Source organism: Salinimicrobium gaetbulicola, from assembly GCF_042676025.1.
Classification (GTDB): Bacteria; Bacteroidota; Bacteroidia; order Flavobacteriales; family Flavobacteriaceae; genus Salinimicrobium; species Salinimicrobium gaetbulicola.
Window position 1 is genome coordinate 1 of record NZ_JBHTJP010000020.1, and the last position, 707, is coordinate 707.

Sequence of the window (707 nt, forward strand, 5' to 3'; positions counted from 1 at the left end):
TAGCAATTGGTTTTAGTATTTATTATCCTTTAGGGGAAAAAGAAAAAATTGAGAAAAGAAAAGAGGTATCACAGCAAATTGAAGATTTTGGATCTAGTAAAGAATATATGGAATATTCTGTGCTTCTCAACAAAGCAGGTGATTTTGGAACGGGTTTTAAATATTTAAATAAAGCAGTTGAACTTGACCCGAAACTTCATTTGGGATACAGAGGTTGGATAAGGTTGAGAAAAATGAGAGATTATGATGAAGCTCTCGCTGATTTTGACCGACTTGATAGTTTAACGCCAAATTTCGTTGATGCACCTTGGGGAGAAGACATTGACTTTTTGCGAGGGGAATGCTATTTCGGAAAAAAGGACTACCCAAAAGCTATTAAATTATTCAGTCGTCACATCAAAAATCAGAAAGAGGGTTGGGCTGACATTTATTCGTTCGTATATCTTGGGCTTTGCGAATATGAACTTGGGAATTACCAAAAAGCTATAAGCGAATTTCAAAGAGCTTTAAATCAATTTGAATATACCCCAGAAGCCTATTTCGGAACGGCAAAAGCATATGAAAAAATGGGCGATGTTGAAAAAGCAAGAGAATATACAATTAAGGCAGAGAATAATATGCATTACAAACGTGATGATGTGTACAACGAATTTCTTAATGAAATTTATCTATCGGAGATATTGAAATTTAAACAACAATTAAACAAT

At 33.9% G+C, this 707-nt stretch carries 1 protein-coding gene; it reads left to right on the forward strand.

Annotated elements, in window-relative coordinates; all coding sequences use genetic code 11:
- The coding region (locus tag ACFQ1G_RS01315) for a tetratricopeptide repeat protein (protein WP_380736434.1) at window positions 1–707 on the forward strand (707 nt) is incomplete at both ends.